The organism is Pseudomonas sp. NBB, from assembly GCF_032701105.1.
In the GTDB taxonomy this organism is placed as follows: Bacteria; Pseudomonadota; Gammaproteobacteria; order Pseudomonadales; family Pseudomonadaceae; genus Aquipseudomonas; species Aquipseudomonas asiatica.
Genome location: NZ_CP103994.1, coordinates 2,326,429 through 2,339,081 on the forward strand (window position 1 = coordinate 2,326,429; position 12,653 = coordinate 2,339,081).

Here is a 12,653-nt window from a genome sequence, read left to right on the forward strand (position 1 = left end):
GTCAGTTGTCCGGCTTCGGAGAGCGTGTGAGTCTGTCGCCGCAGTACAGGGAATTCACTGTTCTTTCGGAGATTGATCATGGGAAGTGTAAAAGTCGCCAACACCAATTTGCTCGACCTGCCGATCCTGCTGGATTATGCGGAGGTGGACTCAGATCGGGATGGCAAAGTTTCCAACGATGAGGTGTTGGAATATTTCAAAGGGCAGCTTGATCGCCTGCATTTTGAACGCGCTTACCTCGATGAGCAGCACAGGCTGCTGGAGGAAAAGCTCAAGCAGGTTGCCCAGAAGTTCACGTACTTACAGAAAAAATGCTTGGCTTTTAATGATACCAATCGTGATGGCTATATTTCGTTCGATGAGTTCAAGGCCGCACTGTCGAAGATTCCTGTTGCAGTAGAGTTGGAGTAAAGGCCTGGTAGGCTTCGAGCCTGACAGGAGGTTGTGCATATCGCTGGGCTGCTTTGCAGCCCATTCGCGAGATTGGCCCGAAACAGATGTAGGAGCAGCCTTGTGCTGCGAAGCGCCGCGCGGGCGGCGCTCAATCTCATAGGCGCTGAAGGTGTTGTGGCGAACACCCCGCAATCCGTTACACCCCACCCCGCCGCACATGCTTCACCAACACTTTCTCCAGCAACTCCCACATCGTCGGCTCGGTACTGAACGCCACGTTGAACCGCATCCACCCGGTCGCTTTGGCATCGACCATGAACAACTGCCCAGGCCCGAGCATGATGCCTTTCTCCAGCGCATCATCCAGCAACGCCGCACTGTCTGGAATCGCCGGGTGGCGGGTCCAGATATACATCCCTTCATCCGACTCGATGAACAGCTCGAAGCCCAACCGATGCAGATGCCGGCCAACTTCCTGGTGCGCCTCGGCCAAACGCTGGCGCAGGCGCTTGAGGTGCTTGCGCCAACGCCCGTCGATGATCGCGGCATACACCACGCGCTCCATCACCTGCGAAGTGGTCAGGCCAGAGCGCATCTTCAGGTGCAGCAGCTTCTGCATCAGCTCGGGGTTGGCCAGCATGTAGCCGACCCGCACATTGGGCGAAATGCTCTTGGAGTAGCTGCCCACGTATACCACCTGCTGCAGGTGGTCCAGGCTGGCCAGGCACGGCTGCGGTTCGGCGACCATGTCGGCGTACAGGTTGTTCTCCACCAGGCGGAAGCCGTGCTGGCTGGCCAGTTGCAGCAGGCGGTGCAGCTGCGGTAGCGGCGTGCGCGAGCAGGTCGGGCTGTGCAGGTGCGGCTGGGTGAAGAATGCAGTGGGGCGGTGGTGGGTGAGCAACTGTTCCAGCTGGTTCAGGTCGTAGCCGGCCGGTGTGCGCGGCACGCCGACCAGGGTCGCGCCCTGGGTGCGCAGGATGCTCATCAGGTTGGGGTAGCCGGGGTCGTCCACCAGCACCACGTCGCCCGGGCGCACCAGGGTGCGCGCGGCCAGGTCCAGGGCCTGGCTGGCGCCATGGGTAAGCATCAGCTGCGCCGGGTTGGCAACGATCGACAGTTCCTGCTGCAGGTTCTGTGCGGTCAGTGCACGCAGCTCCATCAGGCCCATGGGGTCGCCGTAGCCCGACAGCTCCAGCGGGCTGCCGGCCACCTGGCGCAGGCCGCGGCGCAGGCCGTCTTCATACATCCAGTCGTTGGGCAGCCAGCCGCACCCGGGCTTGAACGGCAATTGGCGGATTTCGAAGATCTGCTGCAGGTACCACTCGGAGTTGAACGTTGGTCGACTGGTGTCGGCCTCGGCGTTGTGCGGGTCGAGCAATTCGCCCGCCGCGCGGTTGACGAAGAACCCCGCATTGCCCCGGCTCACCAGCAGGCCCTGGGCGACCAGACGGTCGTAGGCCTCGACCACGGTGAAGGTGCTCACCGAATAGCTCGCGGCAAAGGCGCGGATCGAGGGGACCTTGGCGCCTGGCTTGAGGGTCTGGTTGTCGATCAGCTCGCGCAGCCCGTCGATGATCTGGTTCACCAGCGGGGTCGAGGAGTCTGGATGTAATTCGAACATTTGGGCCTTCAGGTTGCGTATCGCCCGGCGTTTGCAAGGTGTATTGCAAGGGCGACCTGTACAGTGCAGTGCGAGTTTCATGCCACTGTGCATGGCTCTCTGCGTCGGACATTTTTACATTAGGTGTCAGATATCGCCACCTAAAGCATGTTCAGTTCGCTCCAGGCGCCTGCCCTGGGGCGCGTCAGCAGGCCGCCATGGAAGGCCTGCGTGTGTTCGCTCACACCATCCTGCGCGCATTAGCACTGATGTACGTGAAACCGCCAGCCATCGGGGTTTCACAGTTTTCCTTGGATAAAAAGAAGCACGGGGTACACAACTGATGGACGCAACATCCACAACCACCACCGCGAAAAGCGGGCATGAGAGCAAGCTCAGTGCCTCGCTCAAGTCGCGCCACCTGACGATGATGTCGATCGCCGGGGTTATCGGCGGCGCCTTGTTCGTCGGTTCCGGCAGCGTGATTCACAGCGCCGGCCCAGCTGCTGTGCTGGCCTACCTGGCAGGCGGCATCCTGGTGGTACTGATCATGCGCATGCTGGGTGAAATGGCGACTTCCTCGCCAGACACCGGTTCGTTCTCCACCTACGCCGATCGCGCCATCGGCCGTTGGGCCGGTTTCACCATCGGCTGGCTGTACTGGTGGTACTGGGTCATCCTCATGGCCTGGGAAGCTTATGTGGCGGGCAAGATCCTGCATGGTTTCTTCCCCGACGTCAGCGTCAACGTGTTCGTGCTGGCCACGACCCTGTTGCTGATCACCGTCAACTTCTTCAACGTCAAGCACTACGGTGAGTTCGAGTTCTGGTTCGCCTTGATCAAGGTGATCGCGATTGTCTGCTTCCTGATCGTGTGTACCGCTGCCGTGCTGAACATCTGGCAGTTCGGTGAAGTGCGTGGCATCAGCCACCTCACCGCCGAAGGCTTCATGCCCAATGGCATCACTACAGTGATCGGTGCCTTGCTCGGGGTGATGTTCGCCTTCCTCGGTGCGGAAATCGTCACCATCGCCGCTTCCGAAGCCAAGGACCCGGCTGCGCAGATCGTCAAGGCGACCAACTCGGTGGTCTGGCGTGTGTGCCTGTTCTACGTGGGTTCGATCTTCCTGATCGTCTGCCTGGTACCGTGGAACGATCCGCACCTGGGCGTTTCCGGCTATGGCGCCTACCGCCGCACCCTGGAGCTGCTGGGCGTGCCGTATGCCGAGCTGCTGATGAACTTCGTGGTGCTGACCTCGGTGAGCAGCTGCCTGATCTCGGGCCACTACACTGCTTCGCGCATGCTGTTCTCCCTGGCCCAGCGTGGCGACGCGCCGTCGTTCTTCAAGATCACCCGCGCCGGCACCGGTGTACCGGTGTACGCGATCATGGGTTCGTGCGCCGTGGCCGTGGTGTGTGCGCTGATCAACTTCAGCGAGACCCTACGCCCGAAAGACGTGCTGGAAACCCTGATGAACACCACCGGCATGATCGCCCTGCTGGTGTACCTGGTGATTGCTTTCTCGCAGCTGCGCATGCGCCGCAAGCTGGTTGCCGAAGGCAAGGAAGTACGCCTGAAGATGTGGCTGTTCCCATGGCTGACCTACCTGGTGATCGCGTTCATCGTGGCTGCTCTGGTGACCATGGCCTTCATGCCTGACTACCAGATCCTGGTGATTTCCACCGGTATCGCCGCGGCAATCGTGGTGGCGATGGGTGTAGTGCACCAGATCCGTACTGGCAAGCAGCACTAAGCGTCACTCGCTTCTCGAAACGGCCGGCTCCCTCGGGGACCCGGCCGTTTTGCGTTATTGGGCCAGGGGTATATGGCCGCCTGTTACATGGCATATGCTGAACACATTGCCCGCCCAAAGGAGCTTCACATGGCCTGGTCCGCCACCCAGTATTCGCAATTCGAAGACGAGCGTACCCGCGCGGTGCGTGACCTGCTGGCCACTGTTCCGGCACGCCCGGTACGCCACGCCACCGACCTGGGCTGTGGCCCTGGCAATTCCACCGAGGTGCTGCTGCAACGTTACCCGGATGCCCAGGTGACGGCCCTGGACAGCGACCCGGACATGATCGACAAGGCCCGCGAGCGTAAACGGCTGTGCATCCCCCGGGTGCGCACGGTCATCGCTGACATTGCCGGCTGGTCCGCCCCCGAGCCGCAGGACCTGATCCTGGCCAATGCCTCGCTGCAATGGGTACCCGACCACGCCTCGCTGTACCCGCACCTGGTGCGCCAGCTGAGCGAAGGTGCCAGCCTGGCCGTGCAGACCCCGGACAACCTGGATGAGCCGGCCCACCGGCAACTGCGCGAAATCGCCAGCCAGGGCCCCTGGGCGGCGAAGTTCGCCGATTTCCAGCTGCCGCCACGGCACAACGCGGCGTTCTACTACGATCTGCTCAGCCCGTTGTGTGCGCGGGTGGATGTGTGGCGTACCACCTATCATCACCCTTTGGCCGGCGGTGCCGAAGCCGTGGTGGAATGGTTCAAGGGTTCGGCCTTGCGACCGTACCTGGGGCGGTTGGAGGAGCAGGAGCAGGCGGATTTCCTGCAGATGTACCTGCAAGCGATGCAGCGCGACTACCCGCCGGCCACCGATGGCAAGGTGCTGTTGCCGTTCCCGCGGCTGTTCGTGATCGCTACCCGCTAGGACGGCGCCAGCACCAGGCCACGTAACCGTAGACGCCGAGGTTGAGCAGCAGCACGAACGTGCCCAGCAGCAGCTGGATGTGCGGTGTCAGCCCGGCGGGGTAGATCAACGGCCAGATGTAGTGCTCGACGAAGCCGCCCTGATAGCCCGCGTCACCAGCCGCGCTGCGCATGCGGTTTTCCCAGGTGGTCAGCGGGCAGCCCAGGTGCAGGCATTCCACCGCCAGGCCCCAGGCCATCGCCGGCAGGTGCAGCAGCAGGGCAGGGCGCCAGCGCAGTACCAGCAGGCCGCCGAACAGCACCAGCAGGATGAAGAGCAGGTGCAGCAGGACCAGGGTGTCGGCGGCAAGGCGGTAGAGCATGGGTTGTGTGCCGAGGGTTGAGGTTATCCCAGCATAGTTGGGTTGCCTGTGCTGGCCTCTTCGCGGGTGAACCCGCTCCCACAGGTACTCCACAGAGCTTGAGAGCTGCCTGCATTGGTCTCCCACAGGTACCGTGCCAATCTGAGCCTTAGTGCGGCCCCTGTGGGAGCGGGTTCACCCGCGAAGAGGCCGGCACAGGCTTACAACCCTTCCTCCACCATCTGCAGGAAGGTCGCCACCACCCGCCGCGTGCGCTGCTCGCTCAGGCACACCAGTGTCTCGGTCAGGTGCCGCTGGCAATCGACGATCGGCAACGCGCACACCCGCGCATCCGCACCAAACTCAGCCGCCGACACCACCCCCACACCAATCCCCACCACCACCGCCTCCCGCGCCGCTTCCCGGCCTTCCACCTGGATCGCCGGGCGAATCCGCAGCCCGGCCCGTTGCATTTCTTCTTCCAGCGTCTGCCGCGTCACCGACCCGGGCTCGCGCAGTACCAGCGGCGTATCGTCCAGATCCGCCAGGCTGATCGCGCCGCGGCTGGCCCAGGGGTGCTGGTGCGAGACAAACGCCACCATCGGGTCGCGACGCAGCGGCAGGCAGTGCAGCCGCTCATCGTCGACGTCCCGCCCCAGCAGGGCCAGGTCGGCCTGGTAGCTGAACAGCCGGGCCAGCGACTCGTCGGTGTTGCCGGTCTCGATCTTGACCTGGATGCCCGGGTAGCGCTGGCAGAAGCGGGCGATCTGCGGCAGCACGTGCACCGGCGCGTCCACCGCCAGCACCAGGCTGCCGGTGTGCAGCGCACGCGAATCCTGCAGCAGTTCATGGGCCTCGGCCTCGCAGGCGAAAAGGCGCTGGCTGATGCCCAGCAGGCGTTCGCCGAGGTCGGTGAGCTGCACCGAACGCTTGTTGCGGTGGAACAGCAAGACGCCGAAGCGCTCCTCCAGTTTGCGCACCTGGTCCGACACCGCGGGCTGGGTAAGAAACAGCTTTTCGGCGGCGCGGGTAAAGCTGCCGTGAACCGCCACGGCGTGGAAGGCCTTGAGTTGTGCGTGGGAAACCGACATGACGACCTCAGTAACAAGCTGGGCTTATGTGTGAAATACGATAAATCGATTTTATTTATCTTAGCGCAACTGTTTCCATGCATGTCAGCCCGACGCTGGCACCACAAGTGCCGACCAGGGCCATGGCACCCAAACGGCGCCATCTGACCCGATGACAGCCTCGTCATCGCTGTGCGTAACACAAGAACAAGACAGGCGTTTCTTCACATTCTGCCGGCACACTCAAGCAAGAGGTCAGACTTACATGAACCAATCCCTAGCCGCGTTCAAACGCTGGCGTATCCAGATTTTCGCCATTACCTGGCTGGCCTACGCCGCCTTCTACTTCACCCGCAAGGCCTTCTCGGTGGCCAAGCTGGGCATCGGTGAAGACCCCGACTTCATGCTCGACAAGGCCGCCATGGCCAACCTCGACGCCATCTACCTGGCCGCCTACGCCGTGGGCCAGTTCACCTGGGGCATGCTTGCCGACCGCTTTGGCCCACGCGTGGTGGTGCTCGGCGGCCTGCTGATTTCTGCTGTTGCGGCGGTGGTGATGGGCAGTTACGCCACATTCCCGATCTTCGCCACCTGCATGCTGGTGCAGGGCCTGGCGCAATCCACCGGCTGGGCCGGGTTGTGCAAGAACATCGGCAGCTTCTTCCCGGCGTCGCAGCGTGGGCGGGTGCTGGGCCTGTGGAGTTCCTGCTATGCCTTCGGCGGCCTGGTGGCCTCGCCGTTCGCCGGCTGGTGGGCCTATACCCTGGTCGGTACCTGGCACGCGGCGTTCTTCTCCAGTGCCGCGGTGGTGGCACTGGTGGCCGTGCTGTTCTTCTTCCTGCAGCGCAACAAGCCTGAAGACGTCGGCCTGCCGGCGGTGGAGCCCGAGCCACAGAGCATGGCCCCGGCCGGCAACCTGTGCAGCGTGTGGGCGCCCCTGAAGGAGATCATGCGCAACCGCACGGTGCTGACCCTGGGGCTGGCGTACTTCCTGTTGAAACCGGCGCGCTACGCCATCCTGCTGTGGGGGCCGGTGATCGTCTTCGAGCAGATGCCCTCGGTGGGCAAGGTGGGGGCAGCGATCATCCCGACAGCCTTCGAACTTGCCGGGCTGCTCGGCCCGATCATCATCGGCCTGGCCTCCGACAAGCTGTTCGGCGCCCGGCGCATGCCGGCCTGTGTCATCAGCCTGGTGCTGCTGACCGTGGCGCTGGCGGCATTCATGGCGGCCATGCACACCGGCAGCGTGATCCTGGTGGTGGCCCTGCTGTTCGTCATGGGCCTGACCCTGTACGGGCCGGATTCGATGATCAGCGGTGCTGCGGCCATCGACTTCGGCACCGCCAAGGCCGGTGCCACCGCAGCAGGTTTCGTCAACGGCTGCGGCTCGGTGGGGGCGGTGCTGGGCGGGCTGCTGCCGGGGTACTTCGATGGCGTCACGGTGTTCATCGTGTTTGCCGGCTGCGCGCTGTTCTCGGCGCTGGTGCTGCTGCCGCACTGGAACAGCCGCCCAGCCAGCGCTGCGCAAAGCACCGACGTGGCACCGAATACCAGCATGGCAATCAAGCCACTGCGTACCTGAAAGGAAAGCGAGCGAATGAGACCCTTCTGGCTGCAACAGGCCCTGGATTCGGCGCAAGAGGCGGTGTGCCCGCCGCTGCAAGGCGATGCCCGTTGCGATGTATGCATCGTCGGCGGCGGCTATACCGGCCTGTGGACCGCACTGATGCTCAAGGAAGCGGTGCCGGCCCTGGATATCGTGCTGATCGAGGCCGATATCTGCGGTGCCGGTGCCAGTGGCCGCAATGGTGGCTGTGCGTTGTCGTGGTCGGCCAAGTACTTCACCCTCGAGCGGTTGTTCGGGGTGGCCGAGGCGGTGCGCCTGGTGCGTGAGTCGGAGCGCAGCATCGGTGAGATCGGCGCGTTCTGCGCGGCCAATGGCATCGACTGCGACTACCGCCTGGATGGCACGCTGTACACCGCCACCAACGCCGCGCAGGTCGGCGCCACCGACGCGGTGATCGCCGCGCTGGAGCAAAAGGGGATCAATTCGTTTCGCCGCCTGCCGCTGCAGCAGCTGCAGCGCCTGGCGGGTTCGGCGCGGCACCTGGAAGGCTGGTTCTCGCCGGCCGCGGCCACGGTGCAGCCGGGCAAGCTGGTGCGCGGCCTGCGCCGGGTGGCCTTGCAGCGTGGCGTGCGCATCCATGAGGGCACCGCCATGACCGGCCTGGAACACGGCGCCCCGGTGCAGGTGCGCACGGCCCATGGCACGGTGCGCGCCGACCGCGTGGTATTGGGCCTGAATGCCTGGATGGCGCGAGCTTTCCCGCAGTTCGAGCGCAGCGTGGCGATTGTTTCCAGCGACATGGTGATCACCGAACCTTGCCCTGAGTTGCTGCACCAGATCGGCCTGGACAGTGGCATCAGCGTGCTCGATTCGCGGATATTCGTGCATTACTACCACAACACCTCCGATGGTCGGCTGATGCTCGGCAAGGGCGGCAATACCTTCGCCTATGGCGGGCACATGTTGCCGGTGTTCGACCAGCCGTCGCCGTACCGGCCGCTGCTGCGTGAAAGCCTGGGCGGGTTCTTCCCGGCACTGGCGCAAGTGCCGCTGGCGGCCAGCTGGAACGGGCCGTCCGACCGCTCGGTGACCGGTTTGCCGTTCTTTGGCCGGCTGAACGGGCAGGGCAACGTGTTCTACGGCTTTGGTTACTCCGGCAGCGGCGTCGGGCCGTGCCACATGGGCGGGCAGATTCTGTCGTCGCTGGCGCTGGGGCTGGACAACCCATGGACCCGTTCGCCGCTGGTCAAGGGGCCGCTGGGGCTGTTCCCGCCCGAGCCGATTCGCTACCTGGGCTCGCTGATGGTGCGCAATGCCATCCGCCGCAAGGAGCGGGCAGAGGACCGCGGGCAGCGGCCGCGGAGGCTGGATGTGCGGTTGGCGCGGTTCGCGGCGGCGGCGGGCAAAGCCGATAAAGGCTGATGAGATTTCTTGTCCAATACAGGCCAGAGGGCGTATAAACTGCACCCACTTTTGGCCGGTCGCTTCCTGAACCGGCCGCTGAAACAAGAGAGTCGACATGGGCGCACAGTGGAAAGCCAAACATAAAGAAGCCGCGGCCAACGCCAAAGGCAAGATCATGGGCAAGCTGTCCAAAGAGATCCAGATCGCCGCCAAGTCCGGCGCCGACCCGGACATGAACCCACGCCTGCGCCTGGCCATCGAGCAGGCCAAGAAGGCCTCGATGACCCGCGAGACCCTGGAGCGCGCAATCCGCAAGGGCGCGGGCCTGGACGGCGATGCCGTGCAGTACTCGGCGGTAAGCTACGAAGGTTTCGCCCCGCACCAGGTGCCGCTGATCGTCGAGTGCCTGACTGACAACGTCAACCGCACCGTCGCGCAGATCCGCGTGCTGTTCCGCAAGGGCCAGCTGGGTGCCAGCGGTTCGGTGGCCTGGGACTTCAACCATGTCGGCCTGATCGAAGCCACCCCGAACGGCGACGCCGACCCGGAAATGGCGGCCATCGAAGCCGGCGCCCAGGACTTCGAGGAAGGCGACGAAGAGGGTTCGACCCTGTTCATCACCGACACCACCGACCTGGATGCCGTGCAGAAGGCCCTGCCGGAGCACGGCTTCACCGTGACCTCGGCGAAGATTGGCTACACCCCGAAGAACCCGGTGAGCGCGGCCAGCCTGAGTGCCGAAGCGCTGGCCGAGGTGGAAGCGTTCCTCGAGGCGATCGACGAGAACGATGACGTGCAGAACGTTTATGTCGGCCTGACTGACTGATCTGCTTCTCTGGGGCCGCTTTGCGGCCCATCGCGACACAAGGCCGCTCCTACAGGGGAACGCATGACCCATGTAGGAGCGGCCTTGTGTCGCGAAACGAGGGCAAAGCCCTCGCCAGCGGTCTGGAGCCGAACCCCGATGAACCCCGCTTTCGCCTCCCTCAGCCTCGCCCACCTGCGCACCCTCGACCACCTGCTGCAGCTGAAGAACCTCAGCCACGCCGCCGAGCGCCTGGGCGTCAGCCAGTCCGCCCTCAGCCGCCAGCTGGCCCATTTGCGCGAAGCCTTCGACGACCCCTTGCTGGTACGCCAGGGCCGCGGTTACGTGCTCAGCGAACACGCCGAAGCCCTGGTCGAACCCCTGCGCCAGGTTCTCGAGGAGCTGCACGCCCTGCGCCAACCCGCGGTGTTCGACCCGGGGCGCTGCGAGCGGCGTTTCTGCTTGGCCGCTTCGGACTACGTGGCCGAGCATATGCTGCCGCTGCTGGTGGCGGCGCTGGAGCGCGAAGCGCCGGGTGTATCGCTGGAGTACCGCACCTGGCAGGCCGGCCAGTACGCCTTGCTGGCCAGCGGCGAGATCGACCTGGCCACCACGTTGTTCGACGAGTCGCCACCCAACCTGCACGGTCGGCTGTTGGGCGAGGACCGGGCAGTGTGCCTGATGCGCAACGACCACCCGCTGGCTGCCCACGGTGCGCTCAGCCAGGCCGACTACCTGTCGCACAAGCATGTGCGTATTTCCGGCGGAGGCGACAAGGACAGCTTCATCGACCGCCACTTGCGCGCCCAGGGCCTGCAACGGCGGGTCAGCCTGGAAGTGCCGTTCTTCTCGGCCACCGTGCAGGTGATTGCCAACAGCCAGGCGCTGGCCACCGTGCCCGAGCACATCGCCCGGCAGCTGTGCCGCCTGCATGACCTGGCCTGGCGGCCGTTGGGTTTCATCGACCACAGCCAGCGCTACTGGGTGGTGTGGCACCAGCGCCTGCAGGCCTCGGCCGAACACCGCTGGTTGCGCAACCGGGTGTTCGAGTTGTGGCGCCAGTCGCAGTTCGGTGTGCAGGGCGGGCATGCGGGTTTGCCATAGCAGGTATGCGCGAGGTGGGGTTATTCACTTCGGGATAGGTGCCTAGACTGGGGCATTGTGTTGCCTGTACCGGCCTCTTCGCGGGTAAACCCGCTCCTACAAACGATGCAATACCTGTGGGAGCGGGCGTGCCCGCGAAGAGGCCAGCACAGGCAGCGAAAAACCCCACAGGAGACCCCAGGTGACCCCCGAACAATTCCGCCAATACGGCCACCAACTGATCGACCTGATCGCCGACTACCGCCAAACCGTCGGCGAGCGCCCGGTCATGGCCCAGGTCGAGCCCGGCTATCTCAAGGCCGCCTTGCCCGCTCAGGCCCCCCGGCAAGGCGAACCTTTCGCAGCGATCCTCGACGACGTCAACCAGTTGGTCATGCCCGGCCTGTCCCATTGGCAGCACCCGGACTTCTACGGCTACTTCCCCTCCAATGGCACCCTTTCGTCGGTCCTCGGGGACTTCCTCAGCACTGGCCTGGGCGTGCTGGGCCTTTCCTGGCAGTCCAGCCCGGCCCTGAGCGAGCTGGAGGAAACCACCCTCGACTGGCTGCGTCAGCTGCTCGGCCTGTCTGGCCAATGGAGCGGGGTGATCCAGGACACCGCATCCACCAGCACCCTGGTGGCGCTGATCTGCGCACGGGAACGCGCCAGCGATTACGCACTGGTACGCGGCGGCCTGCAGGCCCAGGCCAAGCCGCTGATCGTCTATGTCAGCGCCCATGCCCACAGCTCGGTGGACAAAGCCGCATTGCTGGCCGGTTTTGGCCGCGACAACATACGCCTGATCCCGACCGACGAACGCTACGCTCTGCGCCCGGAGGCCCTGCAGGTTGCGATCGAGCAGGATTTGGCCGCTGGCAACCAGCCTTGCGCGGTGGTCGCGACCACCGGCACCACCGCCACCACGGCCCTCGACCCACTGCGGCCGATCGGCGAGATCGCCCAGGCCCATGGCCTGTGGCTGCATGTGGACTCGGCCATGGCCGGCTCGGCGATGATCCTGCCGGAATGCCGCTGGATGTGGGACGGCATCGAGCTGGCCGATTCGCTGGTGGTCAACGCGCACAAATGGCTGGGCGTGGCCTTCGATTGCTCGATCTACTACGTGCGCGACCCGCAGCACCTGATCCGGGTCATGAGCACCAACCCCAGCTACCTGCAGTCGTCGGTGGACGGCGAGGTGAAGAACCTGCGTGACTGGGGTATCCCGCTGGGCCGCCGGTTCCGTGCGTTGAAGCTGTGGTTCATGCTGCGCAGCGAGGGGGTCGAGGCGTTGCAGGCGCGGCTGCGGCGTGACCTGGACAATGCCCAGTGGCTGGCCGGGCAGATCGGCGCGGCGGCGGAGTGGGAGGTGCTGGCGCCGGTGCAGTTGCAGACATTGTGCATTCGCCATCGGCCGGCGGGGCTGGAAGGGGAGGCGCTGGATGCGCATACCAAGGGCTGGGCCGAACGGCTGAATGCGTCCGGGGATGCCTATGTGACGCCGGCGACGCTGGATGGGCGGTGGATGGTGCGGGTGTCGATTGGCGCATTGCCGACCGAGCGGGAGCATGTCGAACAGCTCTGGGCGCGCTTGCAGGAAGTGGTCAAGGGCTGAAACTGCCGGGGCCGCGTTGCGGCCCATTCGCGGGCAAGCCCGCTCCCACAGGATCGCATCAAGGCTCAAGCTGACACGGTACCTGTAGGAGCGGGCTTGCCCGCGAAAGGGCTGCAG

The 12,653-nt window shown here is 64.6% G+C and carries 12 protein-coding genes; 9 read left to right on the plus strand and 3 right to left on the minus strand.

Annotated features, from left to right (window positions below; genetic code table 11):
• Nucleotides 1-78 precede the first annotated feature (78 nt).
• On the plus strand, nucleotides 79-411 hold the full coding sequence (locus NY023_RS10880) for an EF-hand domain-containing protein (protein ID WP_038409291.1): 333 nt from the start codon (nucleotides 79-81) through the stop codon (nucleotides 409-411).
• Nucleotides 412-589: 178 nt separating this feature from the next.
• Here the strand turns inward: NY023_RS10880 and NY023_RS10885 are convergent, their stop codons facing one another.
• On the minus strand, nucleotides 590-2,014 hold the full coding sequence (locus tag NY023_RS10885) for a PLP-dependent aminotransferase family protein (protein ID WP_013972049.1): 1,425 nt from the start codon (nucleotides 2,012-2,014) through the stop codon (nucleotides 590-592).
• 197 nt (nucleotides 2,015-2,211) lie between these two features.
• Here NY023_RS10885 and NY023_RS10890 point away from each other — a divergent pair, with 197 nt between their 5' ends.
• The 3 genes from NY023_RS10890 to tam all read left to right on the plus strand — a co-directional run bounded on the left by NY023_RS10890 (nucleotide 2,212) and on the right by tam (nucleotide 4,652).
• Nucleotides 2,212-2,337 carry a hypothetical protein gene (locus NY023_RS10890; RefSeq protein ID WP_023661944.1) on the plus strand — a complete coding sequence of 42 codons (126 nt, stop codon included), beginning with the start codon at nucleotides 2,212-2,214 and terminating at the stop codon, nucleotides 2,335-2,337.
• Nucleotides 2,337-3,746 carry an amino acid permease gene (locus tag NY023_RS10895; RefSeq protein ID WP_013972050.1) on the plus strand — a complete coding sequence of 470 codons (1,410 nt, stop codon included), beginning with the start codon at nucleotides 2,337-2,339 and terminating at the stop codon, nucleotides 3,744-3,746. Before NY023_RS10890 ends, NY023_RS10895 begins: the two co-directional genes overlap by 1 nt.
• Nucleotides 3,747-3,875: 129 nt before the next feature.
• The gene (tam, locus tag NY023_RS10900) at nucleotides 3,876-4,652 is read left to right on the plus strand and encodes a trans-aconitate 2-methyltransferase (protein WP_038409292.1); all 777 of its coding nucleotides are present in this window, start codon (nucleotides 3,876-3,878) and stop codon (nucleotides 4,650-4,652) included.
• On the opposite strand, the gene NY023_RS10905 is transcribed toward tam, so the two are convergent.
• Together NY023_RS10905 and NY023_RS10910 are read right to left on the minus strand one after the other, a co-directional pair.
• Nucleotides 4,642-5,013, minus strand: a complete 372-nt coding sequence (locus NY023_RS10905; protein ID WP_038409294.1) for a DUF2784 domain-containing protein — start codon at nucleotides 5,011-5,013, stop codon at nucleotides 4,642-4,644. The two genes, tam and NY023_RS10905, sit on opposite strands and share 11 nt — an antisense overlap.
• A gap of 200 nt (nucleotides 5,014-5,213) precedes the next feature.
• Nucleotides 5,214-6,083: a LysR substrate-binding domain-containing protein gene (locus tag NY023_RS10910; protein ID WP_013972053.1), complete on the minus strand. Its 870-nt coding sequence runs from the start codon at nucleotides 6,081-6,083 to the stop codon at nucleotides 5,214-5,216.
• Nucleotides 6,084-6,327: 244 nt separating this feature from the next.
• On the opposite strand from NY023_RS10910, the gene NY023_RS10915 reads away from it, so the two are divergent.
• The 5 genes from NY023_RS10915 to NY023_RS10935 all read left to right on the plus strand — a co-directional run bounded on the left by NY023_RS10915 (nucleotide 6,328) and on the right by NY023_RS10935 (nucleotide 12,536).
• The gene (locus tag NY023_RS10915; protein WP_003259277.1) at nucleotides 6,328-7,644 is read left to right on the plus strand and encodes an MFS transporter; all 1,317 of its coding nucleotides are present in this window, start codon (nucleotides 6,328-6,330) and stop codon (nucleotides 7,642-7,644) included.
• A gap of 15 nt (nucleotides 7,645-7,659) precedes the next feature.
• On the plus strand, nucleotides 7,660-9,051 hold the full coding sequence (locus NY023_RS10920) for an FAD-dependent oxidoreductase (RefSeq protein WP_013972054.1): 1,392 nt from the start codon (nucleotides 7,660-7,662) through the stop codon (nucleotides 9,049-9,051).
• Between the two features lie 97 nt (nucleotides 9,052-9,148).
• On the plus strand, nucleotides 9,149-9,859 hold the full coding sequence (locus NY023_RS10925) for a YebC/PmpR family DNA-binding transcriptional regulator (protein ID WP_013972055.1): 711 nt from the start codon (nucleotides 9,149-9,151) through the stop codon (nucleotides 9,857-9,859).
• Nucleotides 9,860-9,997: 138 nt separating this feature from the next.
• Nucleotides 9,998-10,942, plus strand: a complete 945-nt coding sequence (locus NY023_RS10930) for a LysR family transcriptional regulator (protein WP_013972056.1) — start codon at nucleotides 9,998-10,000, stop codon at nucleotides 10,940-10,942.
• A 181-nt stretch (nucleotides 10,943-11,123) separates the two neighbouring features.
• Nucleotides 11,124-12,536, plus strand: a complete 1,413-nt coding sequence (locus NY023_RS10935; protein WP_013972057.1) for a DOPA decarboxylase — start codon at nucleotides 11,124-11,126, stop codon at nucleotides 12,534-12,536.
• Nucleotides 12,537-12,653: the final 117 nt, after the last annotated feature.

Bases quoted from the DNA above. Each gene is read 5' to 3' on its own strand.
- NY023_RS10920 (WP_013972054.1), top strand. From the start codon at position 7,660: ATGAGACCCTTCTGGCTGCAACAGGCCCTGGATTCGGCGCAAGAGGCG.
- tam (WP_038409292.1), top strand. From the start codon at position 3,876: ATGGCCTGGTCCGCCACCCAGTATTCGCAATTCGAAGACGAGCGTACC.
- NY023_RS10925 (WP_013972055.1), top strand. From the start codon at position 9,149: ATGGGCGCACAGTGGAAAGCCAAACATAAAGAAGCCGCGGCCAACGCC.
- NY023_RS10930 (WP_013972056.1), top strand. From the start codon at position 9,998: ATGAACCCCGCTTTCGCCTCCCTCAGCCTCGCCCACCTGCGCACCCTC.
- NY023_RS10910 (WP_013972053.1), bottom strand. From the start codon at position 6,083: ATGTCGGTTTCCCACGCACAACTCAAGGCCTTCCACGCCGTGGCGGTT.
- NY023_RS10885 (WP_013972049.1), bottom strand. From the start codon at position 2,014: ATGTTCGAATTACATCCAGACTCCTCGACCCCGCTGGTGAACCAGATC.
- NY023_RS10895 (WP_013972050.1), top strand. From the start codon at position 2,337: ATGGACGCAACATCCACAACCACCACCGCGAAAAGCGGGCATGAGAGC.
- NY023_RS10915 (WP_003259277.1), top strand. From the start codon at position 6,328: ATGAACCAATCCCTAGCCGCGTTCAAACGCTGGCGTATCCAGATTTTC.
- NY023_RS10905 (WP_038409294.1), bottom strand. From the start codon at position 5,013: ATGCTCTACCGCCTTGCCGCCGACACCCTGGTCCTGCTGCACCTGCTC.
- NY023_RS10890 (WP_023661944.1), top strand. From the start codon at position 2,212: ATGGAAGGCCTGCGTGTGTTCGCTCACACCATCCTGCGCGCATTAGCA.
- NY023_RS10880 (WP_038409291.1), top strand. From the start codon at position 79: ATGGGAAGTGTAAAAGTCGCCAACACCAATTTGCTCGACCTGCCGATC.